Source organism: Mycobacterium sp. 852002-53434_SCH5985345, assembly GCF_001667155.1.
Lineage (GTDB): Bacteria > Actinomycetota > Actinomycetes > Mycobacteriales > Mycobacteriaceae > Mycobacterium.
Map to the genome: position 1 here is coordinate 66,627 of NZ_LZIE01000030.1, position 24,392 is coordinate 91,018.

27 protein-coding genes and 1 pseudogene are annotated in these 24,392 nt (G+C 67.9%); 21 read left to right on the plus strand and 7 right to left on the minus strand.

From position 1 onward, the window contains the following. Positions 1-4: 4 nt before the first annotated feature. Positions 5-1,345 carry an FAD-binding oxidoreductase gene (locus tag A5756_RS06850; protein WP_066949421.1) on the plus strand — a complete coding sequence of 447 codons (1,341 nt, stop codon included), beginning with the start codon at positions 5-7 and terminating at the stop codon, positions 1,343-1,345. A 34-nt stretch (positions 1,346-1,379) separates the two neighbouring features. Beyond that, entirely contained in the window at positions 1,380-1,730 is a 351-nt protein-coding gene (locus A5756_RS06855; protein ID WP_066949424.1) for a hypothetical protein, read from the plus strand. On the opposite strand, the gene A5756_RS06860 is transcribed toward A5756_RS06855, so the two are convergent. Genes A5756_RS06860 through A5756_RS06870 form a run of 3 tightly spaced genes read right to left on the minus strand, consistent with a single transcriptional unit; the run spans position 1,731 to position 3,966 of the window. Further along, on the minus strand, positions 1,731-2,270 hold the full coding sequence (locus tag A5756_RS06860) for a TetR/AcrR family transcriptional regulator (protein ID WP_066949427.1): 540 nt from the start codon (positions 2,268-2,270) through the stop codon (positions 1,731-1,733). 22 nt (positions 2,271-2,292) lie between these two features. Continuing rightward, positions 2,293-3,135, minus strand: coding sequence for a thioesterase family protein (locus A5756_RS06865; RefSeq protein WP_066949430.1), 843 nt, complete (start codon positions 3,133-3,135; stop codon positions 2,293-2,295). A 12-nt stretch (positions 3,136-3,147) separates the two neighbouring features. Next, positions 3,148-3,966 (minus strand): SMP-30/gluconolactonase/LRE family protein, encoded by an 819-nt coding sequence (locus tag A5756_RS06870; protein ID WP_066949433.1) that lies wholly within the window; start codon positions 3,964-3,966, stop codon positions 3,148-3,150. Between the two features lie 242 nt (positions 3,967-4,208). On the opposite strand from A5756_RS06870, the gene A5756_RS06875 reads away from it, so the two are divergent. The 4 genes from A5756_RS06875 to A5756_RS06890 all read left to right on the plus strand — a co-directional run bounded on the left by A5756_RS06875 (position 4,209) and on the right by A5756_RS06890 (position 8,024). Further along, positions 4,209-5,099 (plus strand): acyl-CoA thioesterase II, encoded by an 891-nt coding sequence (locus tag A5756_RS06875; RefSeq protein ID WP_197505385.1) that lies wholly within the window; start codon positions 4,209-4,211, stop codon positions 5,097-5,099. A 15-nt stretch (positions 5,100-5,114) separates the two neighbouring features. After that, on the plus strand, positions 5,115-6,035 hold the full coding sequence (locus A5756_RS06880; protein WP_066949439.1) for an LLM class F420-dependent oxidoreductase: 921 nt from the start codon (positions 5,115-5,117) through the stop codon (positions 6,033-6,035). Further along, a complete protein-coding gene (locus A5756_RS06885) occupies positions 6,035-7,216 on the plus strand; it encodes an acyl-CoA dehydrogenase family protein (RefSeq protein WP_066949442.1) in 1,182 nt (393 codons plus the stop codon). The genes A5756_RS06880 and A5756_RS06885 overlap by 1 nt, the downstream gene beginning before the upstream one ends. Positions 7,217-7,295: 79 nt before the next feature. Then, positions 7,296-8,024, plus strand: coding sequence for a ZIP family metal transporter (locus A5756_RS06890; protein ID WP_066949445.1), 729 nt, complete (start codon positions 7,296-7,298; stop codon positions 8,022-8,024). Here the strand turns inward: A5756_RS06890 and A5756_RS06895 are convergent. After that, positions 8,021-8,692 carry a DUF427 domain-containing protein gene (locus A5756_RS06895; protein ID WP_066949448.1) on the minus strand — a complete coding sequence of 224 codons (672 nt, stop codon included), beginning with the start codon at positions 8,690-8,692 and terminating at the stop codon, positions 8,021-8,023. The genes A5756_RS06890 and A5756_RS06895 overlap by 4 nt on opposite strands. Before the next feature lie 41 nt (positions 8,693-8,733). After that, the gene (locus A5756_RS06900; RefSeq protein ID WP_066949451.1) at positions 8,734-9,465 is read right to left on the minus strand and encodes an SDR family NAD(P)-dependent oxidoreductase; all 732 of its coding nucleotides are present in this window, start codon (positions 9,463-9,465) and stop codon (positions 8,734-8,736) included. Between the two features lie 172 nt (positions 9,466-9,637). On the opposite strand from A5756_RS06900, the gene A5756_RS06905 reads away from it, so the two are divergent. From A5756_RS06905 to A5756_RS06945, 9 genes are all read left to right on the plus strand, one after another. Continuing rightward, the gene (locus A5756_RS06905) at positions 9,638-10,807 is read left to right on the plus strand and encodes a CaiB/BaiF CoA-transferase family protein (RefSeq protein WP_066949454.1); all 1,170 of its coding nucleotides are present in this window, start codon (positions 9,638-9,640) and stop codon (positions 10,805-10,807) included. A 129-nt stretch (positions 10,808-10,936) separates the two neighbouring features. Continuing rightward, positions 10,937-11,533 (plus strand): hypothetical protein, encoded by a 597-nt coding sequence (locus A5756_RS06910; protein WP_066949456.1) that lies wholly within the window; start codon positions 10,937-10,939, stop codon positions 11,531-11,533. Further along, the gene (locus tag A5756_RS06915) at positions 11,530-12,234 is read left to right on the plus strand and encodes an NIPSNAP family protein (protein WP_066949459.1); all 705 of its coding nucleotides are present in this window, start codon (positions 11,530-11,532) and stop codon (positions 12,232-12,234) included. The genes A5756_RS06910 and A5756_RS06915 overlap by 4 nt, the downstream gene beginning before the upstream one ends. Positions 12,235-12,251: 17 nt before the next feature. Continuing rightward, entirely contained in the window at positions 12,252-13,463 is a 1,212-nt protein-coding gene (locus tag A5756_RS06920; protein WP_197505746.1) for a cytochrome P450, read from the plus strand. 1 nt (position 13,464) lies between these two features. After that, positions 13,465-14,433 carry a zinc-binding dehydrogenase gene (locus tag A5756_RS06925; RefSeq protein WP_066949465.1) on the plus strand — a complete coding sequence of 323 codons (969 nt, stop codon included), beginning with the start codon at positions 13,465-13,467 and terminating at the stop codon, positions 14,431-14,433. Then, positions 14,430-15,191 (plus strand): HpcH/HpaI aldolase/citrate lyase family protein, encoded by a 762-nt coding sequence (locus A5756_RS06930; RefSeq protein WP_066949468.1) that lies wholly within the window; start codon positions 14,430-14,432, stop codon positions 15,189-15,191. Before A5756_RS06925 ends, A5756_RS06930 begins: the two co-directional genes overlap by 4 nt. Continuing rightward, positions 15,188-15,586 (plus strand): nuclear transport factor 2 family protein, encoded by a 399-nt coding sequence (locus A5756_RS06935; RefSeq protein WP_066949471.1) that lies wholly within the window; start codon positions 15,188-15,190, stop codon positions 15,584-15,586. Before A5756_RS06930 ends, A5756_RS06935 begins: the two co-directional genes overlap by 4 nt. Continuing rightward, a complete protein-coding gene (locus tag A5756_RS06940) occupies positions 15,583-16,311 on the plus strand; it encodes an SDR family NAD(P)-dependent oxidoreductase (protein WP_066949475.1) in 729 nt (242 codons plus the stop codon). Before A5756_RS06935 ends, A5756_RS06940 begins: the two co-directional genes overlap by 4 nt. An 86-nt stretch (positions 16,312-16,397) precedes the next feature. Beyond that, the gene (locus tag A5756_RS06945; RefSeq protein WP_066949478.1) at positions 16,398-17,591 is read left to right on the plus strand and encodes an enolase C-terminal domain-like protein; all 1,194 of its coding nucleotides are present in this window, start codon (positions 16,398-16,400) and stop codon (positions 17,589-17,591) included. Between the two features lie 3 nt (positions 17,592-17,594). On the opposite strand, the gene A5756_RS06950 is transcribed toward A5756_RS06945, so the two are convergent. Further along, positions 17,595-18,704, minus strand: coding sequence for an alcohol dehydrogenase catalytic domain-containing protein (locus tag A5756_RS06950; protein WP_066949521.1), 1,110 nt, complete (start codon positions 18,702-18,704; stop codon positions 17,595-17,597). A gap of 14 nt (positions 18,705-18,718) precedes the next feature. Here A5756_RS06950 and A5756_RS06955 point away from each other — a divergent pair, with 14 nt between their 5' ends. Together A5756_RS06955 and A5756_RS06960 are read left to right on the plus strand one after the other, a co-directional pair. Further along, a complete protein-coding gene (locus A5756_RS06955; RefSeq protein WP_066949481.1) occupies positions 18,719-19,210 on the plus strand; it encodes a thioesterase family protein in 492 nt (163 codons plus the stop codon). Positions 19,211-19,304: 94 nt separating this feature from the next. Continuing rightward, positions 19,305-19,745, plus strand: a complete 441-nt coding sequence (locus A5756_RS06960; RefSeq protein ID WP_066949484.1) for an SRPBCC family protein — start codon at positions 19,305-19,307, stop codon at positions 19,743-19,745. A gap of 16 nt (positions 19,746-19,761) precedes the next feature. Here A5756_RS06960 and A5756_RS06965 read toward each other — a convergent pair whose 3' ends face one another. Next, a complete protein-coding gene (locus tag A5756_RS06965; protein WP_082948261.1) occupies positions 19,762-20,454 on the minus strand; it encodes a GntR family transcriptional regulator in 693 nt (230 codons plus the stop codon). Positions 20,455-20,614: 160 nt separating this feature from the next. On the opposite strand from A5756_RS06965, the gene fadD5 reads away from it, so the two are divergent. The 4 genes and pseudogenes from fadD5 to A5756_RS06985 all read left to right on the plus strand — a co-directional run. Continuing rightward, the gene (fadD5, locus tag A5756_RS06970; protein ID WP_066949527.1) at positions 20,615-22,255 is read left to right on the plus strand and encodes a fatty-acid--CoA ligase FadD5; all 1,641 of its coding nucleotides are present in this window, start codon (positions 20,615-20,617) and stop codon (positions 22,253-22,255) included. A 248-nt stretch (positions 22,256-22,503) separates the two neighbouring features. After that, a complete protein-coding gene (locus A5756_RS06975; protein ID WP_066949488.1) occupies positions 22,504-23,319 on the plus strand; it encodes an ABC transporter permease in 816 nt (271 codons plus the stop codon). 1 nt (position 23,320) lies between these two features. Continuing rightward, positions 23,321-24,190, plus strand: coding sequence for an ABC transporter permease (locus A5756_RS06980; RefSeq protein ID WP_066949491.1), 870 nt, complete (start codon positions 23,321-23,323; stop codon positions 24,188-24,190). A gap of 5 nt (positions 24,191-24,195) precedes the next feature. Beyond that, positions 24,196-24,392: pseudogene (locus tag A5756_RS06985) on the plus strand (MCE-family protein MCE1A); the annotation flags it as partial.

The window sequence follows — 24,392 nt, forward strand, 5'->3', positions numbered from 1 at the left end:
GAGCATGCTACGTAGCCTGGCCGAGGTGGTGGGATCGACCCACGTGGTCACCGATCCCGACGTGCTCGCGGGCCGCAGCGTCGACCACACCGGCCGCTATCGGGGCCGGGCCAGTGCGCTGGTGCGCCCGGGATCGGCCGAACAGGTCGCCGAGGTGCTGCGGGTGTGCCGGGACGCCGGGGCGCACGTGACGGTGCAGGGCGGCCGCACCTCGCTGGTGGCCGGCACCGTTCCCGAGCACGACGACGTGCTGCTGTCCACCGAGCGGTTGCATGCGATCGACCATGTCGACACCGTCGAGCGCCGCCTCCGGGCGGCCGCGGGCGCGACGCTGGCGGCGGTGCAACGGGCCGCGGGGGCCGCGGGCCTGCTGTTCGGCGTCGACCTGGCCGCCCGGGATACGGCGACCGTCGGGGGGATGGCCTCGACGAACGCCGGCGGACTGCGCACGGTCCGCTACGGCAACATGGGCGAACAGGTTGTCGGCTTGGAGGTGGCGCTGCCCGACGGCTCGCTGCTGCGCCGCCACAGCCGCGTGCGCCGGGACAACACCGGCTACGACCTGTCGGCGCTGTTCGTCGGTGCCGAGGGCACCCTCGGTGTGATCACTTCGCTGGAGCTGCGCCTGCACCCCACCCCGGCGCGGCGGGTGACCGTGATCTGCGGGTTCGACGACCTGGCGGCGCTGGTCGAAGCCGGCCGGACGTTCCGGGACACCGACGGCATCGCCGCGCTGGAACTGATCGACGGCCGGGCCGCCGCGCTGACCGGCGAGCACCTCGGGGTGGGCGCACCGGTCGACGGCGACTGGCTACTGCTGGTGGAGTTGGCCGCCGACCACGACCAGACCGAGCGGCTCGCCGACCTGCTCGACGGCGCGCGGATGTCCTCCGAGCCCGCGGTCGGGGTGGATGTCGCTGCGCAGCAGCGGTTGTGGCAGGTGCGCGAATCGCTCGTTGAGGTGCTCGGCGTATACGGTCCGCCGCTGAAGTTCGACGTCTCCTTGCCACTGTCGTCGATCGACGAATTCGCTAGGGAGGCAGTCGATCTGGTCGGGGTCCACGCGCCGGAGGCGCTGCCCGTGCTGTTCGGCCACATCGGCGAGGGCAACCTGCATCTCAACGTGCTGCGCTGCCCGGCCGAGCGGGAGAACGCGCTGTACGGGCCGATGATGGAACTCATCGCGCGATCCGGCGGCAACGTCAGCTCCGAGCACGGTGTCGGCACGCGCAAGCGCCACTACCTCGGCATGTCACGCGAAGCGGCGGACATCGCGGCGATGCGAACGATCAAAGCCGCGCTGGACCCGACTGGCTACCTCAACGCGGCGGTGCTGTTCGACTGATCGTTCTTGCGCCGTCTGAGATACGCTGGGCTTCATGGCATCCGGGATCTTCGGCACGCCCATCGTCGAAATCGTCAACAATTTGTTCAATGGCATGATCGACGCGCCCGTCGTCGGACCACTGGTACGACGCGGGCTGATCAAGATTCGCTACGTCGGCAGGCGTTCGGGTAAGACGATCCAGACCCCGGTCGGGTACCGCCGCTCCGGCGACGGCATCGTCATCAACGTCATGTCGCCCGATAGCAAGACATGGTGGCGAAACTTTCTCGGCGAAGGCGGTCCGATCACGCTGCTCAACTTCGACGGCGCCGACCACACCGGCCACGCCGTCGCCAGCCGCGATGAGAAGGGCCGCGTCAAGGTCGAGGTGCAGCTCGACTGATCAGGAGCTGCTCTTGATCCCGACCGCGTGCCGCAGCTGCGCCAGGAACTGGTCGGCGTCGTCGCTGGGGACGATGTAGTGCGAGATCGCGATCCGGATGACGGTTGCCGCCTTCACCGCGGCGTTGGGACCGGGCAGGTGGCGCTGCAAGCCCTCGCGCATCTGCGGGATGACCCCGGAGAACTGGGCGATGGTGTGCTCGGGCTCGACATCGACCATGCGCACCCCGGAGTACGAGTGCTGGTACTCGACGATGAACCGCAACACGGCGTCGAGCTTGTCGACCCCCTTCAGGCCGGCCGTGGCCCGAACCAGGCCGCTCTCGAAGATCTGGCGCTCGTAGGTCGAAAAGGCCGACAGCAGTTCCTCTTTGGACGCGAACCAGCGGTAGAGCGTCGGGCGGGAAACCCCGGCCTGGGCGGCGACGTCGGACAGGCTGAGCTTGGTTTTGCCGTTGCGGCCGAGCACCTCGGCGGTGGCGTCGAGGATGCGCTGACGCGTCGAGGTGTCAGGCTCTGCGGTCTGGGCCGGACTGCTCATATCTGCAACTCTACGAAGTTGTTCACGGTGATTTCGCTTCCCGGTCGGACTTGCCCGGGCGCGGGCGCACCAGTACCGATTGCTGGATGGCGCCGACCGCGCCGCGCTCGTCGAACAGCGTGCCGATCGTGGTCCCGATGCCGTCCGGGCCGTAGCTGGTCTCGGCGCGAATGCCGATCCACTCACCGTCGGGGACCCGGAACACGTGCACGGCCAGGTCGGTGTTGAGGAACGTCCACCGGGTGATGTCCAGCTTGCTGCCGATGCCGTTGGCGGAGTCGGCCACCGCGAAGAGGCGCTCCAGCGGCGTCATCGTCTCGCCGGTGACCAGGTCCACCGTCGGGTGGATCCACGATTCGCCCGGGCCCTCGCTGAGCGGCTCCGTCAGCCACAGCCAGTCGAGGCTGTGCACGTAGTTGCGGTCCCAGTCCCGCGCCTTGAGGTTGCGGTTGCGGGCCTCGCTGCGCGGCCCGGGCATCGGCGCGGCGGCGTGGGCTACCGCCCGGGTGTCCAGGGTTTGCAACCGCCATCCGCTGGCGCGCGCCACCGGCCGGGGTTCGCCGTCGGGACCGGGTGCCAGCATCTCCGCGCTGACGAGTTCGATCTGCTTCCCGCCGCGCTGAACCCGCGAGCTGACCCACAGGTCGCCCTCGGCCGGCACCCCGCCCAGCAAGTCGATGACGACGCGGGACAGTCGGGTGTCGTCGCGTTGTTCGCACCGCTCCAGCGCCCGCACCAGCAGGGCCGACACTGGCCCGCCGTGCTGTATCGCGGACGACCAGGTGCCGCGCGCCAGGTCGGTGGCGCGGAACTTTTCGCCCCACGTATCCGCGCCGTCGATGAGCTCGTAGTAGGAGTCGGTCATCGTCACCTCTCGTCAGGGCAGGCCGGCGCCGGGCGTGGTCACCGTGACGGCGTCCAGCCGGGACAGTCGGGTGCCGACCAGGCGCTGCGGATACGCCTCCGTGCTGGACAACAAAAACAACGTCCGGCGTTCGGGGCCGCCGAGCGCGCAGGCGATCGCGACGCGCTCACCCATGTCGATGCGGTCGGTCACGGCGCCACCCTCGATGATCCGCTCGAATTGGTGGGCCAGCGTCATCGAGGCCCACACCGCGCCGTCGGCGTCGAGCGCGATGCCGTCGGGCGGCCCGTCCAGGCCCTCGGCGAAAACGCAGCGGCCGGCCAGCCCGCCGTCGGCGCCGATAGTGAACGAGGTCAGCCGCCGGCCGACCGACTCGGCGACGATCAGTCTCTGCCCGTCCGGCGTGATCACCATTCCGTTTGGAAAGTCGAGGTCTTCGGCGACGACGACGGCGCTGTCGTCCGGATCGAGCCGGATGATGGCGCCGCCGTTAAAGGCCTGGCATCCGATGTACGCGCGGCCCGCGCCGTCGATGACCATGTCGCCGAGGTTGGTCGGTGTCAGTTCGGCGAGATCGGCGATGGTGTCGACGCTTTCACCGTCGTAGCGCAACACCTTGCGGTCTTCGACCGAGACGATCAGGAGCGATCCGTCGGGGCGAAAACCCAGGCCTGACGGGCAGTGCCCGGGCAGCGGCAACGTGGTAAGCGAGCCAGCCATGGTCGAGGTGTGGACCGCCTCGCCCAGCATGTCGGAGAACCACAGCAGTCCCTCGAACCAGCGCGGTCCTTCGCCGAAGCAGAAGCCGTTGGCCAGCGGCTCCGGAATCATCCGCTGCAGCCTTCGACGGCATCCTCCGCTTTACAAAACACCGCCAAAGTGTCATGCACCGCGGGCACCGGTGTCAATCTCGCTGCCGGGCGACTTCCCGCGCGACGGCCTCCAATTCTCCGGATTGGTGACGACGTCGTAGGCGGCCCCCGCGGACCGGGTGAAAGCGGTTAGCCAGCTTTACAAATCTTGGCCAGAGTGTCACGCTGTGCGATGAGCTGCCAACGAGATGGGGAGCGGATTTGACTACCGAATCTGAGCAGACCGAGTGGACGGTGCAGGGCCTGCTGGACCTGTTCGACGTGCAGGCCGACGGCCAGGACCGGTTCACCGGTGACACCGGCGGTGATGTTGGAGCCGCCGGCGACGAACGTCAAGTGGTGGAAGGCACCCAGGTGCTCGCCCAGGCGATCGTCGCGGTGGCCAAGCGATTTCCGGACAAGTCGGTGCGCTCGGCACACGCGGTGTTCTCCCGCGCCGTGACCGTTGGACCGCCGATCGAGCTTGTCCTCGACGTCGTCGCCGAGGGCCGGTCCACCGCCACCGCGGTGGTCGCGGTGCACCAAAACGGGCGACGCTGCCTGAGCATCACCGTGCTGGCCGACGTGCCGACCGACGACGTCATTCGCCACCACCTGCCGCGGCCCGACGTGGCCGGGCCCGCGGATGCCCACCACTCGCCGATGCCGATGGTCGGCCGGGAACTGCGCCTGGTCGACGTCGTCGACGTGAACAGCCCCGACGAGGTCGGGCCGCCGGAGCTCTACGCCTGGCTGCACTACGAACCCATCCCCACCCGGGACGACCTGGCCAAGGCGTTGCTGGCGTACTTCACCGGCCACCTGGGGATTTCCACCACCATGCGCGCGCATCCCGGCATCGGCACCGCGCAGGCGCACCTGACCGTGTCCACCGCACCGATGAGCATCTCCGTCGCGTTCCACGAGCCGGTGCGCTGGAACGGGTGGCTGCTGTACACCCACGAAAGCACCCAAGTCGGCGCAGGCATGTCGTACGTGCGCGGCACCGTGCATTCCGAGGAGGGGGAGCTGCTGTGCTCCTTCGCGCAGGAGGCGCTGATCCGCCCGTTGCGCACCACCGACACGGCCATCGACTCCCGCGCACGGTTCTAACGGCCGGTCGCTGGCATGCACTTCACCATCACCCACCCGATGCACAGCCACCCGTACAACCGGGAGTTGGTGAGCGGAGATGGCATCGGGAAGGTGGCCGCGGCCACCGAAGCGGCCGGAATTCACGGGTTCGGCTTCACGGATCATCCGGCGCCGTCGCAGCGATGGTTGGAGGCCGGTGGGCATGACGCGTTGGATCCCTTTGTCGCACTGGGCTTCGCGGCTGCCACGACGACCACACTGCGGCTGATTCCCAACATCGTGGTGCTGCCGTATCGAAACCCGTTCGTGGTGGCCAAGTCTGGTGCCACGCTGGACCTGCTCTCCGGCGGCCGGTTCACCCTGGCGGTGGGCGTGGGATACCTCAAGCGAGAGTTCGCCGCGCTGGGGGTCAGCTACGACGAGCGGGCCGAGCTCTTCGAGGAAGCGCTGCAGGTGATCCGGGCGGTCTGGACCGGCGACGACATCGTTTTCGAGGGAAGGCATTTCAGTGCGCGCGGGATCACCGCGCACCCCCGGCCGCTGAGTGACCCGCACCCGCCTATCTGGATCGGTGGCAACACGTCGTCGGCCCGCCAACGGGTGGCGCAATACGGTGACGGCTGGTGCCCATTCCCCGCGCCACCCCAACTGGCCCAGACCGCCGGCACGGCGGTCATCGACTCGCTGGCGCGCCTCACCGACGGCATCGACGACCTGCGCCGCCGGTGCGATGCCGCCGGCAGGGACTGGTCGGCGATCGACATCACCTTCACCAACTTCGAGGGCGGCAGCCCCGCCGACGACGAATTCAACGCCGATGCCTACCTCGACGGCCTGGAGAAGCTGGCGAAACTGGGCGTGACGTGGGTGAGCGTCCATCTCCCCGGCGACAGCATGGCGCACGCACTCGAGACACTCGATCGGTTCCGCACCCTCGTGATCGACGCGGCCTGATGGACTTCTCCCGCGTCGAACTCTCGCCCGAGGACCGGGCCTTCCGCGACGAGACCCGCGCCTTCATCGCGAAGCACGTCACGGACGAAGTGCTCCACCGGCAGCTGGAATTCGGCGAAAACTTCGACGAGCAAGTGCATCTGGCGTTGGGCGAAGCTGGCTACCTCGCATCGGATTGGAAGTTGGAGTCCGAAGGTGGATTCAGCCCGGTTCGTCGGCGCATCTTTCAACTCGAGATCGCCCGCGGGCACACGCCGTGGTACCACTGGGGCACCACGTCCGTCGTCGCTCGGCTGGTGCGGCAATTCGGGGCGCCGGAGCTCGCCGACCGGGTGCTGCCCGGTGTGTTGGCCGGCGAGATTCGGCTGTGTCTGGGCTACACCGAGCCCGAGGGTGGCTCCGACGTCGCCACCTGCAAGACGCGCGCGGTCCGCGATGGTGACGGGTCTAGCTGGATCATCAACGGCTCCAAGATGTTCACGTCGAACGCGCAGAACGCCAGGTATGTCTTTCTGCTCACCAACACCGACCCCCAAGGCCGGAAACACCGCAACCTGACGATGTTCCTGGTACCGCTCGACTCGCCGGGCGTCGAGATCCAGGGGATTCGGACCCTGGACGGTGACCGCACCAACATCGTCTACTACAGCGACGTCCGCGTCGACGACATCTACCGCATCGGTGAAGTGAACGATGGCTGGACGGTGATGCGCGCGGCGCTGGACTCAGAGCACGGCCTGGTGGATCGCGAAGATCATGGCCTGCAATACATTGCGGCGATGTCGGCGCACGGCGACCTGATGGCCGAGGTCATCGACGCCGTCGCCGCCGCCGTCGGTCGACCGGGTCCCGACGGGCGGACGCAGCTGGACGACGACTCGGTCAAATACCGGCTCGGGCGTGACGTGGCCCGGATGGAGGCGGCACTTTCCACGCCCGGGATGCTCGGGCGGGTAGCGATCGCGCAGACCATGCGCGACATCACCCCCGACCTGATGGACATCCTGGGGACCGCTTCGGCGTTGCCCACCGAAACTCCCAGCTCCGCCACCGACGGTGCGGCGGAACACCTTTACCGGCTGGCCCTGCCACTGGGGATCTACGGCGGCACCCTGGAAGTGTTCCGCAACATGATCGCCCAGCACGAGCTAAAGCTGGGACGCCCGAGCTACGGCGGATAGCTTCGGACGTTCGGGTGGGCCAACCCTCCGAGGGCGCTACCTTTTCACCGAGCATCGGTCGCAGAGAGGTGGGCCCGCAGTGGTTATTCTCGTGGCCCTCGGCTCGTTCGTCACCACATTGCTGGGCGGTTATGCCGCGCTGCGTATCGGTTCCTACCGCTATCTGGTGCTCGGGTTGGCGGCCGGGCTGATGCTCGGCGCGGTGGGCTTCGACCTGCTGCCGGAAGCGATGAGCCAGACGCCATGGAGCCTGTTCGGCATACCTGCTCCCTTGGCGGCCTTCGTTCTCGGCTTTCTGGTGCTGCACGTCGTCGAACACACCGTCGGCATCCATCGCGGTCACGGATCGGAGGATGCCGGTGATCCGGACGCGCCCGGCGTCGGGATCCTTGCCGCGTCGGGGCTGATCGGCCACAGCGTCATGGACGGATTCGCCATCGGGGCCGCCTTTCAAGCCGGGGCCGCGGCGGGCGTCGTCGTGGCGGTGGCGGTAATCGGCCACGATTTCGCGGACGGCTTCAACACCTACACCGTCACATCGCTCTATGGAAACGACCGTCGACGGGCATTGGCGCTGCTGGCCGCTGACGCGATCGCACCGGTGGCGGGCGCGGCGCTCACACTGGCCGTGACGATCCCCCATCGCCTGCTCGAGCTGTATCTCGGATTCTTCGCCGGCTTCCTGATGTACCTGGCCAGCGCCGACATCCTGCCGAGGGCGCATGCCGGACATCGCACCCCGGTGACCTTGGCGTGCACCATCGGCGGGGTGCTGTTCATGCTGGCGATCGTCGGGCTGGCCAGTTAGCCGCCCGCGAGCGGCAGCTCGGCCACGACATCCACGCGGGCGAGGTCGAAGCTCAGGAATCCCTTGATGGGCAGGCTTTCCGGCGGCGGGTCGGCGTAGCTCCAAGCGATGTCGTCGACATCACCCGCAGACCAATACGTCGCGAAACCCTTGTAATTGCAGTAGCTCAACGTCTTCGAGCGGCGCAACAGGTCGGTGCGCACGTGCGCCGGATCGACGTAAAGCCGTGGAGCCAAGGATGTTTCGAACACGATCACGGTGTCGTCGGTGTCCACCAGCACCGTGCCGGCGACCGAGACGCGCAAGCGACGCTTGGTGGGGCGGCAGTCGACGCGGTGGTACGGATTGGGCGGGTAGTGCACGAGCTCGCGGCCCTCTTCCAGCCAGGTGTCGACGGCGTCCCAGGGCACGTGCACGAAGCCCGGCGCCTCCGGCTCGGGTTCGCCTGGCAGGTCACCCACCTCGTCGGCCCGGAAGACATAGCTCAGCGGCTGCCCCCGCCGGTGCACCAGCAGCGCCCCTTCGGTGTCGAGCACCACACGCCCATCCTGGATGGCTTGCACACGGCGCGGATGAGGCTCGATGAAGACGACCTCGGCGGGCAGCGGGGGCGAGAAACGCCCGGCCGGATCACTGCTGAGCGGACCACGTCCGGCTACCAGGCTCATGCAGTGAGGCTAGACCTTTGCCCATCGGGATCATGCGGGGCTCAGTGGTCCGCATCGAGCAGCGCCGCGTACTCGCGTTCGAGCACCTTGGCAGCGCCGCTGTCCCAGCGCTCGGCCAGCGACCTTGACAGCGGATCGGGGAAGATTTCGTCATCGTCGTTCTCCACTCCGTCGAAGATGGCGCGCGCCACCGATTGCGGCGAGGCCTTCGGTATGTCGAGGCCGCGGGTCATCTCGGTATCCACCGGCCCGGTCAGCACGGCATGCACTCGAACCCCCTGCCCGGCCAATATGGCACGAAGCGACTGCGTCATGGAGAACGCGGCAGCCTTGGAAACGGAGTAGGCCGGGATGAGTGGTAAGGGGGCCAACGCGTTCACCGACAGATTGTTGACAATCGATCCTCCGGAACGGACCAACAAGGGCAGGAAGGTCTGGATGACGGCGTAGGTGCCGAAAAGGTTGACCGCAAGATGCCGCTGAAGCGCGGAGGGGTCGCTCAAGTCATCGTAAAGAGCAAGCCCGGCATTGTTGATGACGATATCGAGAGAGTCGACCCGCCCGACCGCCGCCTCGAGGTCAGCCTTGTCGGTTATGTCCAGGGTCAACGGCGTCAGGCGCGAATCGCCGTTGTCCGCCAAGGCCTTTCGCGTACCCACCCACACCCGTCCCGCGCCTCTGTTCAACGCTTCCACGGTCAGCGCGTGCCCGATGCCGCGATTGCCACCGGTGATCAGAATCGCCTTTCCCGAGATTGTCGCCACGACGACCATCTCCCTTCTCGTTCGGAGTTACCCGGCAGGCCCACGCCCGAGGGTCTGCCGCGGCGAGCCGTCGCGGCCCGCATGTATTCCGATGCACCGGGGCGCGCGAAATCATCGGCCCGCAGCTCAGGGGCCGGTGCCCCTGCGTACCATCCGGTTGACGGAAGGCAGGGACCAACCCATGGCGGGACCGATGGAGGGCGTCAAGGTCGTCGAGCTCGGGGTCTGGGTGGCCGGACCGGCCACCGGCGGCGTCCTGGCCGACTGGGGCGCCGACGTCGTCAAGATCGAACCGCCGAGCGGCGACCCGGGGCGCATGTTCGGCAAGATGCTGGGCTGCGACCTCGGGGTCAACCCTCCCTTCCAGATGGACAACCGCTCCAAGCGCAGCGTCGTGCTCGACCTCACGGAGGAGGCGGGCCGCGACTCCGCGTTCGAATTGCTCTCCGGCGCCGACGTTTTCGTGACCAATGTGCGGCCCGGCGCGCTGCAACGGCTGGGGCTCGACTTCGAATCGGTGTCCGCCCGCAATCCGGGCCTGGTGTACGGGCTGATCACCGGATACGGCGAGACCGGACCCGACGCGGACCGGGCCGCCTACGACGTGGCCGCCTTCTGGTCGCGCGCCGGAGTGGCGCATCTGCTCACCCGGCCCGGCGATACGCCACCGTTCCAGCGCGGTGGGATGGGCGATCATTCGGCCGGCATGACGCTGGCGGCGGCCATCTGTGCGGCGCTGGTTGCCCGCGCCCGCACCGGGACCGGTCAACTGGTGAGCACATCGCTGTATCGGCAGGGTGCCTACACCGTGAGCTTCGATCTCAACACCTACCTGCTCACCGGCCAACCGATCGCAATCGGGCAGCGCGAATCGATGGGCAATCCCTGCATGAACAACTACGCCACCGCCGATGGGCGGCGATTCTGGATCGTCGGACTCGAAGGCGACCGGCACTGGCCCCCGCTGTGTCGTGCCGTCGGCCACCCGGAGTGGTTGACCGATCCGCGGTTCGGCGACGCATACGCCCGCTTCGTCAACTCGGCGGAGCTGATCGGCGAGCTGGACGCCATCTTTGCCACCCGCACCCTCGAGGAGTGGGCGCAGGCCTTCGCGGCCGAACCCGATTTCTTCTGGTCACCGGTGAACAGCCTCGAAGACGTAGTCGCCGACGAGCAGTTTCACGCCGCGGGCGGCATTGTTGACGTGCCCGACGGCGAATCCAGCGTCCCGATGGTGGCCACACCCGCCGATTTCCACGGCACACCTTGGGCACCGCGTTCTGCGGCACCGGAACTCGGGCAGCACACCGAGGAAGTGCTCGCCGAACTCAAGGCGCGCCGCGGCTTGTGACCACCGGTCGCACCTTTACAAATATGTCCTCAAGTGTCACGCTGTCCGGTAAGTCGCCTCAGGCGGCCCCAGCCCAGAACAAGCGTTGCGGTAACGCCGATGCACGTGCGGCGGTGAGGAACGGATTGAATGGTCACGTCAACGTTCGACATCAGGGAAGGCAGTCGGGTCCGCGCCGCCCGGGCGAGCCGTGCCGACCGGGAATGTCTGCGCTATCGGCTCGACGTCATTGCGGTGAGCGCCCTGGACGTCGTCGAATCGGCCGGAGGTTGGCTCTACGACCGGGCGATGGCCGGCTGGCAGGTGACGGTGCTGCTGCCGAATGACGGCGACGCCCGCTCGCTGCGGATCCTCGGCCTGCAGGCGCGCGATCTCGAGGAGTGGCTCACCGCGACGGGCCCCGGCTCGACGAGCGAGAGCCTGGCGGTGAGCGCCGAGGCGTTCACCGCGGATGCGCGCGTGCGCGACAAGGTGCTCGCGTCGCTCGACGACCGGTTGACCGAAGTCGCGTTGTGGGGCCAGGCGCCTTCCGGGTGGCCCCTGCGCGTGGACCGCGAGGTGGCCAGGGCGCAGTACTCGCTCAGTGCGGCCGCGCGAAGGTTCAAGGGCCACGCGCTGGCGGCAGCCGGAAGTGCCTGCCCCGCAGTGTATTCCACGGAAACACTGTTCTGCGATTTGGCGACCTGTGGGCGCGACGACTCGGGGCTGATCCGGCTCGACCGATGAAGAAGTACTACCGCCACACGCTGCTCTACTTGCACGAAACCATTTCGCTCGGCTCCGGACGAAGCGACCGCTTCACCGAGGTGTTCTCCGACACCTACCGGCCCATGATGGAAGAGATCGGCGCTCGGCTGTTCGCGATCTGGGAGACCACGCCCTACAACGGCCACTGGCCGCAGGTGACGGTCATCTGGGAGATCGACGGGTTCGCCGACTATGCGCGGATCGGGGCCGCCCAGGCTCGCGGCGGCAGTCACGAGGCCGCGGCCGGCAAATGGTCCGCCTTTCTGGCCGACATCGGCGCCACGGGGGAGGGCCGAATCATGTACCCCGGCCCCAGCAACAGGACTCTTGCCCAGCTGCGGGAAGCCAATTTCGCTGCGCCGCTGGTGATCCAGGAGATCATGCAAACCAAGCCGGGGCGTCAAGACGACTACATCCGCGAACTGGAGCGGCTCTACGTCCCATGGTCGGAACGCACCGGCAAGCGCTGGCTGGGCTCGTTCACCACGACCTTCCGCTACAACGAGGTCATCCACTACTGGGCGCTGGACGGCGGCTGGGAATGCTTCGCCAACCATTACCCGTCGTGGAAGGAGAGCCCGCCCGCCGAGATCGTCACCTGGATGAGCGTGGCGCCCGCCCTGCGCGACGGCTGGGAGGATTCGATCCTGCAGGCCCTACCGCCCTCGCCGCTGCAGTGATGCGGCAGCAAGAGGCCGTGTACTTCGCCTACGACCCCTTCGACGCTCAGGTGATGGCGAATCCGCTGCCCTACTACCGAATCCTGCGTGACCACCATCCCGTCTACTACATGCCGCAGTGGGACACCTACGCGCTGTCCCGCTTCGAGGACATCTGGCAGGTGCTGGAGGTCAACGACGGCACGTTCGTCGCGTCGGAAGGGACGCTGCCGGCGGCGGCCGTCCTGGCCAAGCACAACACCGGCCCGGTCGACGACCCGCCCCTGCACCCCCTGCCGTTCCACGCGGTGTTCGACACGGATCTGTACGCGGAGATCCGGCGCGCGCATTCCCAGCCGCTGCGCCCCAGGGCGGTCACCGGCTGGGAGGCCAGAATCCGCGAGCTGGCCAACCAACGCCTCGATGAGTTGCTGCCCCGCGGTTCGTTCGACCTGACCCAGGACTACGGCGGCATCGTCGTGGCATCCGTCGTATGCGAATTGCTGGGCATTTCAACCGATCTCGCGCCCGAGGTGCTCGCCGCGGTCAACGCCGGCAGTCTGGCCGAGCCCGGCGTCGGGGTGGACACCGCCGAAGCGCGGCCCAACTATTTCCAATACCTGCTACCGGTGGTTCAGCGCCGCCGCGCCGACCGGTCCGGGGGGCCGCTTGCGGTCGTGGACGGCCTGCTCGGCTACCGCCTGCCCGACGGCAGCCCGCTCGACGACCTGGAAGTCGCGACCCAGATGCTCTGCATCTTCATCGGAGGCACCGAGACGGTACCCAAGATCGTCGCCCACGGACTATGGGAGCTCAGCCAGCGACCCGACCAGCTCGCCGCGGTGCGCGCCGACCCCGGCAACAACGTGCCGATCACGCGGGAGGAGATGATCCGGTTCTGTGCGCCGGCGCAATGGTTCGCCCGAACCGCGCGGAAGCCCTTCACCATTCACGGCGAGACCATCCGGCCCGGACAGCGCGTCATCACCCTGCTCGCCTCGGCCAACCGCGACGAGCGGGAATACCCCGAACCCGACGAATTCGTCTGGGACAGGCCCATCCGCCGGTCCCTGGCCTTCGGCCGCGGTCAACATTTCTGCATCGGCTACCACCTGGCCAGGCTGGAAGTCGATGTGCTGCTGGGGGAATGGCTGCGCCGGGTGCCCGACTACGCGATCCAGGCCGAGGCCGCCAAGCGGCTGCCCTCCAGCTTTCAATGGGGATGGAACAACATCCCGGTGGAGGTATGACGTGTGGTCCTACCGGATCGTCGCCCCCTACCTGTTCGAGCGGACAACGATCCCAGAGAAGACGCCCGAGTGCCTCGCCGACGCCGAGGTCCTGCTGCGGTTCACGGCCGCCGGCGTGTGCGGCAGCGATCTGCCCGCCTTTCGCGGTGCCCGCGGGCGCATTCCGGGCGACGACGGGACCAGCGCGGCCGAAAAGGACGGCTTCCCGATCCACGAAGTCGCCGGCGAGGTGATCGCCAGCCGGCACCCCGAGCACCGTCCCGGCGACCTCGTGGTCGGCTGGGCATCCGGGTTCGACGGCATGATGGAACGCGTGGTCAGCAACGGCGACGGCCTGGCGCCGTACGACCCGGCGCTGACCCCGGCGCAGGCGGTCGGCCTGCAACCGCTGGCGTGCGTCCTCTACGCCTGCGAGCAGCTGCCGGATCTCGCCGGCAGGCATGTGGCGATCATCGGCCAGGGCTCCATCGGCCTGCTGTTCTCCTATGTGGCCAAGGCGGCCGGCGCCCGGCGCGTCACCGGGGTCGATCCCGTCGACCGGTCAAGCGTGGCAACCGCATTCGGCGTCGACGACCCGGTGCGCGCCACCAGTGACCGGTGGGTGAGCCAACTCGCCGCCGGCGACCGCGCCGACATCGTCATCGAGGCCGTCGGTCACCAGGTCGCCACGCTGGGCCACGCCATCGACGCGACCGCGCCCGGCGGCACCGTCTTCTACTTCGGCGTCGCCGACGACGACGCCTATCCCATCAACATGCGCGCCATGCTGCGCAACAACCTGACGCTGAAATCCGGTGTGACACTGGATCGGCGGCGGATGCTCGAGCTCGCGGGCAAGTACGCCGCCGAACACCCCGAGCTCCTCGCCACCTACCTGACCCACACGTTCGGCATCGACGACGTCCAGGGCGCCTTCGAGTTGGCCGACCGCCCGGTTCCCGAGCGCATCAAGATCGCGATCGCGGAATGACCGACAACTCGCAGAGCGCGTTGCAGCGGGCACTGAACCGCGGCGGCCCGATATGGGGCGGCTGGATCACCGGGCCGACGTTGCTCGGCCCGGAGGAATTCGCCGGTGCCGGTTACGACTACGTGGGTTTCGACGCCCAGCACGGCTACCTCGACGACGCCGACATCGCCGGGATGCTGCGCCGGACCGAACACCTGCCGATCGGCACCCTGGTGCGGCTGCCCAACGCCGACGCGGCACCGATCGGGCGAGTGTTGGACGCCGGCGCCGACGCCGTCGTCATCGCGATGATCGAGTCGGCGGACCAGGCCGCCGCGGCGGTGGCCGCCACCCGCTACCAGCCCGCGGGCATCCGCAGCTTCGGCCCGTTGCGCGCCGGCCTTGGCCGTGACACCGCCGCGCTGGAATCCCGGGTCAGCGTGTTCGCGATGATCGAGACGGCCGCGGCGCTGGCCGGCCTGGACGACATCTGCGCCGTCGACGGGCTCGCCGGGCTCTACGTCGGCCCCGCCGATCTGGCGCTCTCGCTGGGCGTGGGCGTGGTCGGCGCGACGAAGGATCCGGCCGTCCTCGATGCCATCGTGCGAATCCACCGGGCGGCCACCGGCGCCGGATTGGTGACCGGCATTCACGCCGGGGACGGCACGACGGGCCGCGCCATGGCGAAGCTGGGGCTTTCGATGATCACCCTGACTGCCGAATCACACGCGCTGCGCCGGGGAGCCGCCGAGCACCTGCGTGAGGCGACCGAACCATGAGCGACGATCAGACCGCGATCCGCGAGTTGATCGCCGATTACGCCCTCACACTCGACGCGGGCGACGTCGACGGGTGCCTGGCGCTGTTCACCCCGGACGCCGAATTCCTGGTCTACGGGCGGACCTTCGCCGGGCACGACGGCATCGGGCGGATGTTCCGGGATGCCCCGCGGGGGCTGCACCTGACCGGGGTCTCCCGGATTCACATCGACGACGACACCGCGACGGCCCGGTCGCAGGTGCTGTTCGTCCGGGCGGGTGACCGGCACCTGCGCCCCGCCCTGTACGACGACCAACTGGACCGCAGCGACGGGCGGTGGCGTTTCCGGCGTCGGAGGTGCCAGTTCGTCACCAGCCACGGCCTGTCCGACACCCCCGAGGTCACGTCATCATGAATCAACGCGTCGCACTGGTGACCGGCGCCGCCGGCGGCCAGGGTTGGGCGATCGCCAAACGGCTACGCGTGGAAGGCTATTCGGTGGCCGCCTGTGATCGGCGCGCCCACGAGCTGACCGCCTTGGTCGATGAATTGGGCGATGACGGGGTGATCGCGATCGAGCTCGACGTCACCTCCGAATCGCTGTGGGAATCGGCCGTGAGCACCGTGATCGGCCGGTTCGGGGCGCTGACCACGCTGGTCAACAACGCCGGCGTGCTGCACCGTGCCTCGTTGGCCGACGAGACCGCCGGCGGGTTCGAGAATTCCTGGCGGGTCAATTGTTTCGGCGCTTTCCTAGGCATTCAGGCGACGCAGGAGCACCTGCGTGCGGCGCAGCAGGCCGCCATCGTCAACATCTGCAGCACCGGAGCCATCCGCCCCTTCCCGCATCACGCCGCATACAGCTCGGCGAAGTGGGCGCTTCGCGGCCTGACCCAGAACGCCGCCGCCGAACTCGCGCCCTTCGGCATCCGGGTCAATGCCGTGTTCCCCGGGCCGATCGCCACCCCGATGCTCGATGACGCCACGCAACTGCGACTCGCCGCGTCGTCGGCCTTCGGGCGGATCGGACAACCGCGCGAGATCGCCGACGCCGTCGCGTTCCTGGTCTCCGGCGAGGCGTCGTTCATCACCGGTTCCGAACTGGTCGTCGACGGTGGCCAATGCGTGCAGATCCGATGACCGAATTCGACGGAGCACTGGACGCGACGGGCGCGGGACCTTCGGCTCTACTCTGAGCGCCCGGGCCATCGGCAGAATGTGCTGCCATGAAGATCACCGGCCTCGAGGTGGTGCCGTTCGAGACGTTCGTCGATCGAATCTCGTTCGGCCAGCTGATGACCGACTATCGCGTGGTGCAGACCGTGACCAAGGTGCTCACCGACGAGGGGATCGAGGGCTACTACTTCGGCGGTCACTTCCATGGCGACCAGGACGGCCTGCTCCCCGGGGATCAGGCGCTGATCACCCGATTCCTCAGCCCGCTGCTCGCCGGCCAGGACCCGTTCGACAGGGCGGAGATCTGGCGCCAACTGTGGGCCGCGAAGCTCCCCGAAAACGTCTGCAGTGTAATCGATCTGGCCCTGTGGGATCTGGCCGGCCGGGTTACCGGGTTGCCGGTGCACAAACTGCTCGGCGGGGCGCGGGACCGGGTGAAGGCCTATGCCAGCAGTTTCAACAATCTCGGATCGCCCGACGACTACGCCGCCCACGCCGTCGATTGCAAGCGTCAGGGCTACGGCGCCTACAAGATTCACCCCTACCACTACTGGAATCCCGCGACAGGCCAGTTCGCCCTGCCGCGGCCGTCCTACGTCGACTGGGACATCCGGGTGTGCCGCGAGGTTCGGGCAGCGGTGGGCGACGAGATGGTGCTGATGTTCGACCCCTGGGGCACCTACCACACCCACGAGGACGCGCTGCGGGTCGGCCGCGAGCTGCAGCGGCTGGGTTTCTACTGGTACGAGCACCCGATGCCGGAGTACCGGGTTGAGGCCTACCGGCGACTCGGCGACGAACTCGACATCCCGATCTGCTCTCCCGAGATCGCCGAGGGCGGCATCTACACCCGGGCGGATTGGATCCTGCGCCATGCCTCCGACATCAGCCGCATCGACGTGCTGCGCGGAGGCATTACCGGCGTGATGAAGCTGGCGGGGATGTGCGAGGCGGTCGGCATGCGGTGCGAGCTGCATATGAGCGGCTTCGGCAACCTGCAGGTGCTCGGCGCCACCAGCGAAGACGTCTGCGAGTACTACGAGCGCGGCCTGCTCGGGCCAGGCGCTCGCTACGACGCCGCGCCGCCGTATCTGAACTCGCCCTGCGATCCGCTCACCCCGGACGGGTTCGTCGAGATACCGTCGGCTCCCGGGCTGGGCTACGAAATCCGTTGGGAATACATCGAAGAGCACCGCCTTCCGGACGCGGCGGTGGAACCCGTCGCGCCCCTGCACCCGAGGTAGCGGCTAGTCGAACCTGATGAGCTGCCGCACGGCGGTACCGTCGGCCAGCTTGTCCATCGCCTCGTTGATCTCATCCAACCGGATCGACGACGACACCAGTGATTCCACCGGCAGCCGGCCCGCTTGCCAGAGTGCGACGAACCGCGGGATGTCGCGGCTGGGCACCGCCGAACCCAGGTAACTGCCGATCAGCGACCGGCCCTCGGCCACAAACCCTAACGGGGACACGGTGATTCGTGCATCCGGCGGCGGCAGTCCGACGGTGATGGTGCGGCCACCCGGCGCGGTCAGCGCGATGGCCGTCTCGAGTGCGGCGGGATGACCGACGGCCTCGACAACCACGGCGGCCTTCACCCGAGCGTCGGCAGCCTGCTGCGGCGTGTACGCCTCGTGCGCGCCCAGGGCGCGGGCGGTGGTCAGCTTGTCGGGCAATTGGTCGACGGCGACGACGCGCACGCCGTCATAGGTGAGCGCGGTGAGCACCGCCGCCATGCCGACACCGCCCAGGCCTACAACGGCGACTGTCTGGCCCGGCTGCGGATTGCCGACGTTGAGCACGGCGCCCCCACCCGTCAGCACGGCGCACCCCAGCAGCGCGGCGACTTCGGGCGGCACGTCCGGCGGCACCGGCACCACACTGGCCCGGTTGACCACCGCATGCGTCGCAAATCCGGATACCCCGAGGTGGTGATACACCCGGTGACCGGCGTGGTGGAGCCGGATGTCGCCGTCCAGCAGGGTCCCCGCGGCGTTGGCCGCGCTGCCCGGCTCGCAGGGGGTCAGGCCCTCGGTCGCGCAGGCCGCGCAATGACCGCACCGCGGCAGGAACACCAGCACCACCCGCTGACCGATGGCGAGGTCGGACACGCCATCACCAACCCGCTCGACGATTCCAGCCGCCTCGTGACCGAGCAGCATCGGCACCGGCCGCACCCGGTTGCCGTCGACCACCGACAGGTCGGAGTGGCACACCCCGGCCGCCTCGATGCGGATCATCAGCTCGTCGCTGCCCGGCGGGTCCAGCTCCAGATCGACAACTCGAATCGGCCGGGAATCGGCGTACGGGCGAGCGAGACCGACCCGGTCCAGCACGGCCCCCCGAATCTGAACCATGCTGGAATACAACCATGGCTTCGGAACCCCCGGCCTCGCCGGCTCCGGTGGTACCGCCGGCACCGGACGGGCTCACCAGTGACGACTTCCCCGTGCTGTGGCCGGTCGGAACCCGGTGGGCCGACAACGACATGTTCGGCCACCTCAACAACGCGGTGTACTACCAGTTGTTCGACACCGCCATCAACGCCTGGATCAACACCAGCACCGGGCTGGACCCGCTCACCACCCCCGCGCTGGGCATCGTCGCCGAGTCGGGCTGCCGGTACTACTCGGAACTGCATTTCCCCGAAGACCTCGCGGTGGGCCTGGCGGTGACCAGGCTGGGCCGCAGTAGCGTCACGTACCGGCTCGGCGTGTTCCGGGCGGCGCACGCAGAGCAGGCGCAGCCCGTCACCGCGCTCGGCCATTGGGTGCACGTCTACGTCGACAGGTCCAGTCGCAAGCCGATCGAGATCCCCGAGCCCGTCCGCTCGTTGCTGTCGTCGGCGCGCGTGGACCGATAAGCCTGAGATCGCCCGCGGGGCCGGGGCTTTCGTGCGAAACCGCCGGCCCGGCCGCACTGCCGGAGGGCGTCGCCCACCCGGCTATGCTTCGCCAATGCCCGTGATGAGCAAGACCGTCGAGGTCAGCGCCGACGCGGCCTTGATCATGGCGATCGTCGCCGACTTCGAGGCCTACCCGCAGTGGAACGAGGAGATCAAGGGTCTCTGGGTGCTCGCGCGATACGACGACGGGCGCCCCAGCCAGCTGCGGCTCGACACCGACTATCAGGGCATGCAGAGCATGTTCATCCAGGCCGTGTACTACCCCGGGGAAAACCAGATCCAGACCGTGCTGCAGCAGGGTGACCTGTTCACCAAACAGGAACAGCTGTTCAGCGTCGTGGCGATGGGGGCGTCGAGCCTGCTGACCGTGGACCTCGACGTCGAAACCTCGATGCCGGTCCCGGCGCCGATGGTGAAGCAGCTCCTCAACAACGTGCTGGACCACCTTGCCGAAAGCCTCAAGCGGCGCGCCGAGCAGTTGGCCGCGGGCTAGGCGCGGGCGAGGCAGGTCAGTCGAAGATTCCCGTGCGGTCCCGCATCTCGTTCAGCCGGGCGGCCGCGTCCGTGAATTGCCACACGGTGTGTTCGATCACCGCGGCGGCATCGCGCCGGCGCAGCGCCGCGATCAGCTGGCGGTGGTTCTCGACGGCGGCCGCACCCCACTGCTGATCGGCGGCATACATCAGCACCGGCATGTAGCGCGCGGCGTTGAGCAGGAACCAGGCCAGCTTGATCCGCCCGCTCGCCTGATTGAAGACCCGATGGAACGCGAACTCGATGCCCGCGATGGTCTCGGCATCGCTGGAGCCGACGGCCGCGGCGAGCGCCTCATTGATGCGCTCCAGCTCGTTGATCTCCGCGTCGGTGATGTGGTCGGTGGCCGCGGCCGCCAGCTCCTTGGCGATGGTGGCCTGCAGCCAGAAGATGTCCTCGACGTCCTGGCGCGTGAGCGGGAGCACGACGTGACCGCGGTGCGGCTCGAGCTGCACCATGCCCTCGCCGCGCAGCTTCAGCAGGGCTTCGCGCACCGGCGTGACGCTGACGCCGAGCTCGGCCGCGGTCTCATCGAGGCGGATGAACGTTCCCGGCCGCAAGGCCCCGGACATGATCGCCGCCCGCAGGTGGCCCGCGACCTCGTCGGACAATTGCGCCCGGCGCAGTGGCCGTCGGCGCCTCAGTCGCGTGGATATCGGTGCGTTCACGGGGGCTGCCAGGGCTTTCGGGGCGTCGTGGAGGTTGGTTTGAAACTTTTGTCGGGGCTTGTCAGCAGGGCTTTAAGGCCATAATGTGACCCAGACAACACCATGTTTTATCAAATATCAACCTGGCGCAAGCGGTGCGGGAGTGAGGGAAGGGTTGGGGTTGACCGCGCAATTAGCGAGCCATCTGGCGCAGGGAACCGAGCAGCCGTATCTGGCCCGGCGGCAGAACTGGGTGAATCAGCTCGAACGGCATGCCCTGATGCAGCCGGGCGCGACGGCGCTGCGGTTTCTTGGCAAGACCGTGACGTGGGGCGAACTGCGGAGCCGCGTCGGGGCGCTGGCCGATGCGTTGAGCCGTCGGGGAGTCGGCTTCGGCGATCGGGTCATGGTGTTGATGCTCAATCGGACCGAATTCGTCGAGTCGGTGCTGGCTGTCAACATGCTCGGCGGGATTGCCGTTCCGCTGAACTTCCGGCTCACCGCCGCCGAGATCGCGTTCCTGGTGCAGGATTGCGAAGCCCGCGTGATGATCACCGAATCGGTGCTCGCCCCGGTCGCCACCGGGGTTCGCGAGGTCGAGCCCCTGCTGGACACTATCGTCGTGGCCGGTGGCGCGGGCGACGACAGCGTGCTCGGCTATGAAGACCTGATCAACGAGCCCGGCGGGCCCGCGAACATGCCCGACATCCCGAACGATTCGCCGGCGTTGATCATGTACACCTCGGGCACCACCGGCCGCCCGAAGGGCGCCGTGCTGACCCACACCAACCTGACCGGCCAGACCATGACGGGCCTCTACACCAACGGCGCCGACCTCAACAGCGACGTCGGCTTCGTCGGCGTCCCGTTCTTCCACATCGCCGGCATCGGCAACATGCTGACCGGGATGCTGCTCGGCACCCCCACGGTGATCTACCCGCTCGGCGCCTTCGAGCCGGGGCAATTGCTCGACGTGTTGGCCGAGGAGAAGGTCACCGGCCTCTTCCTGGTGCCCGCCCAGTGGCAGGCGGTCTGCGCCGAGCAGCGAGCGCGGCCCCGCGACCTGAGGCTGCGGGTGATGTCGTGGGGGGCGGCGCCCGCCCCCGACGCGCTGCTGCGCGAGATGTCGGCGACGTTCCCCGGAACCCAGATCCTGGCAGCCTTCGGCCAGACCGAGATGTCGCCGGTCACCTGCATGCTGCTGGGCGAAGACGCGATCCGCAAACGTGGATCGGTCGGCAAGGTGATCCCGACCGTGGCCGCACGTGTGGTCGACGAAAACATGAACGACGTACCGGTCGGTGAGGTTGGTGAAATCGTTTATCGCGCACCGACTTTGATGAGCGGCTACTGGAACAACCCGGAGGCCACCGCGGAGGCGTTCGCGGGCGGTTGGTTCCATTCCGGCGACCTGGTCCGGATGGACGCCGACGGCTACGTCTGGGTGGTGGACCGCAAGAAGGACATGATCATCTCCGGCGGCGAGAACATCTACTGCGCCGAGGTGGAGAACGTGCTGGCCAGCCACCCCAGCATCGTCGAAGTGGCGGTCATCGGGCGTTCCCATGACAAGTGGGGCGAGGTGCCGATCGCGGTTGCGGCGGTGGCCGGCGAGCAGCTGCTGCTCGACGAGTTGGCCGAATTCCTGGCCGAGCGGCTCGCGCGGTACAAGCATCCCAAGGCGCTCGAGATTGTGGACGCGCTGCCGCGCAACCCCGCCGGCAAGGTGCTCAAGACTGAGCTGCGGATCCGTTACGGCACCGCAAATATCGACGAAAATCGCTCTACCACAGAAGGTTTCACTGCCAGAGAGGAAAGCTGACGGAAACTGTAACGTTTGCCCGCTGTTGACGAAGGGTTAATTGTGCAGATGCAGTTCACACGTGCATGGCCATCGGGTACATTCCTGTGGTCTCCGTTACTACTTGCCAGTAGGGAGCCCATGGTCACACACGTTGGGTCGCGGCAAGGTGGGGGCACCCCCGGCCGCATAGCGGCGAGGGGGCGAATCGTGTTACACGATCCGCCGCGGCGCCCTGAGGCTCGCGGTATCGGCTGGAGGGGGCAGCGGTGACTTCAACGTCGACGAGTCGACAGGGCCCCTACCTGGTCGGCTACGTACGCGACCAACTGCAGACACCGTTGACGCTCATCGGGGGGTTCTTCCGGATGTGCGTCCTCACCGGACGGGCACTGTTCCGCTGGCCCTTCCAGTGGCGCGAGTTCGTCCTGCAGTGCTGGTTCATCATGCGAGTCGCGTTCCTGCCGACCATCATGGTGTCGATCCCGCTGACCGTGCTGCTGATCTTCACGCTCAACGTGCTGCTGGCCCAGTTCGGAGCCGCCGACCTGTCCGGTGCCGGTGCGGCGATCGGTGCCGTCACCCAGCTCGGGCCGCTCACCACGGTGCTGGTGGTGGCCGGCGCCGGCTCGACGGCGATCTGCGCGGACCTCGGTGCCCGCACCATCCGCGAGGAGATCGACGCGATGGAGGTGCTCGGCATCGACCCCATCCACCGCCTGGTGGTTCCCCGCGTGATCGCCGCGACGCTGGTCGCCACTCTGCTCAACGGCCTGGTGATCACTGTCGGCCTGGTCGGCGGCTACCTGTTCGGTGTCTACCTGCAAAACGTCTCCGGGGGCGCCTACCTCGCCACCCTCACCACGATCACCGGCCTGCCCGAGGTGGTCATCGCGACCGTCAAGGCCGCCATGTTCGGCCTCATCGCCGGACTGGTCGGCTGCTACCGCGGGTTGACCGTGCGGGGCGGCTCCAAGGGCCTGGGCACCGCGGTGAACGAGACCGTCGTGCTCTGCGTCGTCGCCCTGTACGCGGTCAACGTGGTGCTGACGACCATCGGCGTGCGATTCGGGACGGGCCACTGAGATGTCAACCTCTGCCGTATTGCGCGCCCGCTTCCCCCGGGCAGCCGAAAACCTCAACCGCTACGGCGGTGCCGCGGCCCGCGGCCTGGACGACATCGGCCAGATGGCCTGGTTCGGTGCGGAGGCCATCGCGCACATCCCGCACGCACTGCGCAACTACCGCAAGGAAACGTTGCGGCTGATCGCCCAGATCGGCATGGGCACCGGCGCCATGGCCGTCATCGGCGGCACCGTCGCGATCGTCGGCTTCGTGACCCTCTCCGGTAGCTCCCTGGTCGCGATTCAGGGCTTCGCCTCGCTGGGCAACATCGGGGTCGAGGCATTCACCGGCTTCTTCGCCGCACTGATCAACGTGCGCATCGCCGCCCCGGTCGTCACCGGCATCGCGATGGCGGCCACCGTCGGCGCGGGCGCGACCGCCGAGTTGGGCGCCATGCGCATCAGCGAAGAAATCGACGCCCTGGAAGTCATGGGCATCAAGTCGATCTCGTTCCTGGCGACCACCCGGATCATGGCCGGTCTGGTCGTCATCATCCCGCTCTATGCGCTGGCCATGATCATGTCGTTCCTGTCCCCGCAGATCACCACGACGGTGCTGTACGGTCAGTCGAACGGCACCTACGAGCACTACTTCCGGACATTCCTGCGTCCCGACGACGTGTTCTGGTCATTCCTCGAGGCCATCATCATCACGGCGGTCGTGATGATCACCCACTGCTTCTACGGATACAACGCCGGCGGTGGACCCGTCGGCGTAGGGGAGGCCGTCGGCCGATCGATGCGTTTCTCGCTGGTATCGGTGCAGGTCGTCGTTCTGGCAGCAGCGTTGGCGCTCTATGGTGTCAACCCCAACTTCGCACTCACGGTGTAGCCGCCATGACATCACCAGTGAAGGTCAACGCCCAACGGAAGCCGCCGTACAAGCTGGCCGGCATCGCGTCGTTGATCATCGCCTTGGTGGCCGGGGCCCTGGTCTACGGGCAGTTCCGGGGGGACTTCACGCCGAAGACGAAGTTGACGATGCTGGCGTCGCGGGCCGGGCTGGTGATGGATCCGGGCTCGAAGGTCACCTA

Coding starts and splice junctions, on each gene's coding strand:
- A5756_RS06850 (WP_066949421.1), top strand. CDS start 5: ATGCTACGTAGCCTGGCCGAGGTGGTGGGATCGACCCACGTGGTCACC.
- A5756_RS06855 (WP_066949424.1), top strand. CDS start 1,380: ATGGCATCCGGGATCTTCGGCACGCCCATCGTCGAAATCGTCAACAAT.
- A5756_RS06860 (WP_066949427.1), bottom strand. CDS start 2,270: ATGAGCAGTCCGGCCCAGACCGCAGAGCCTGACACCTCGACGCGTCAG.
- A5756_RS06865 (WP_066949430.1), bottom strand. CDS start 3,135: ATGACCGACTCCTACTACGAGCTCATCGACGGCGCGGATACGTGGGGC.
- A5756_RS06870 (WP_066949433.1), bottom strand. CDS start 3,966: ATGATTCCGGAGCCGCTGGCCAACGGCTTCTGCTTCGGCGAAGGACCG.
- A5756_RS06880 (WP_066949439.1), top strand. CDS start 5,115: ATGCACTTCACCATCACCCACCCGATGCACAGCCACCCGTACAACCGG.
- A5756_RS06885 (WP_066949442.1), top strand. CDS start 6,035: ATGGACTTCTCCCGCGTCGAACTCTCGCCCGAGGACCGGGCCTTCCGC.
- A5756_RS06895 (WP_066949448.1), bottom strand. CDS start 8,692: ATGAGCCTGGTAGCCGGACGTGGTCCGCTCAGCAGTGATCCGGCCGGG.
- A5756_RS06900 (WP_066949451.1), bottom strand. CDS start 9,465: ATGGTCGTCGTGGCGACAATCTCGGGAAAGGCGATTCTGATCACCGGT.
- A5756_RS06905 (WP_066949454.1), top strand. CDS start 9,638: ATGGCGGGACCGATGGAGGGCGTCAAGGTCGTCGAGCTCGGGGTCTGG.
- A5756_RS06910 (WP_066949456.1), top strand. CDS start 10,937: ATGGTCACGTCAACGTTCGACATCAGGGAAGGCAGTCGGGTCCGCGCC.
- A5756_RS06915 (WP_066949459.1), top strand. CDS start 11,530: ATGAAGAAGTACTACCGCCACACGCTGCTCTACTTGCACGAAACCATT.
- A5756_RS06930 (WP_066949468.1), top strand. CDS start 14,430: ATGACCGACAACTCGCAGAGCGCGTTGCAGCGGGCACTGAACCGCGGC.
- A5756_RS06935 (WP_066949471.1), top strand. CDS start 15,188: ATGAGCGACGATCAGACCGCGATCCGCGAGTTGATCGCCGATTACGCC.
- A5756_RS06940 (WP_066949475.1), top strand. CDS start 15,583: ATGAATCAACGCGTCGCACTGGTGACCGGCGCCGCCGGCGGCCAGGGT.
- A5756_RS06945 (WP_066949478.1), top strand. CDS start 16,398: ATGAAGATCACCGGCCTCGAGGTGGTGCCGTTCGAGACGTTCGTCGAT.
- A5756_RS06950 (WP_066949521.1), bottom strand. CDS start 18,704: ATGGTTCAGATTCGGGGGGCCGTGCTGGACCGGGTCGGTCTCGCTCGC.
- A5756_RS06955 (WP_066949481.1), top strand. CDS start 18,719: ATGGCTTCGGAACCCCCGGCCTCGCCGGCTCCGGTGGTACCGCCGGCA.
- A5756_RS06960 (WP_066949484.1), top strand. CDS start 19,305: ATGCCCGTGATGAGCAAGACCGTCGAGGTCAGCGCCGACGCGGCCTTG.
- A5756_RS06980 (WP_066949491.1), top strand. CDS start 23,321: ATGTCAACCTCTGCCGTATTGCGCGCCCGCTTCCCCCGGGCAGCCGAA.